This is a genomic window from Ensifer sp. ZNC0028 (genome assembly GCF_000799055.1).
Classification (GTDB): Bacteria; Pseudomonadota; Alphaproteobacteria; order Rhizobiales; family Rhizobiaceae; genus Ensifer.
This window is the reverse complement of the sequence record NZ_JTLA01000226.1, coordinates 1-361: the sequence shown is the minus strand read 5'-3', so window position 1 is coordinate 361 and position 361 is coordinate 1. Positions and strand designations below refer to the sequence as shown.

Annotated in this window: 1 protein-coding gene; it reads right to left on the bottom strand. The window is 65.1% G+C overall.

All coding sequences use genetic code 11. The annotated features are described in order from the left end of the window. The coding region (locus tag L981_RS32715; RefSeq protein ID WP_043626983.1) for a caspase family protein at nucleotides 1–361 on the bottom strand (361 nt) is incomplete at both ends.

Below are 361 nucleotides of genomic sequence, written 5' to 3'. Positions count from 1 at the left end.
GCGACCTGTCCCGGGGCTGCGGCAAAGGCGACGAGCGTGCCGCCGCTCTGTGTTTCGATCGGCGCCAGTCCTCTTGTCGCGGCACCGCGGGTCGCACCCTCGACTTCGCGCGTCAGCCGTTCAGCGAGCGGGTTGTTGCGGCAGGCATCAAGAAAGACCATCGAGATGCGGGCGCGCTTTTCCATCGCGCCGATGATCTCGGACAGCGCCACGGTCTCGGCCGGCACGTCGAATTCGCTTTCGAGCTTGGCATCGGTGCCAACGAGGAAATTCTCGCCGTGCAGCTGCATGCCGTGGCCGGCGTAGTAAAACAGGGCGGTATCGTCAGGCCCGATCTTGCGCGAGAACTCTGAGAGCGCAC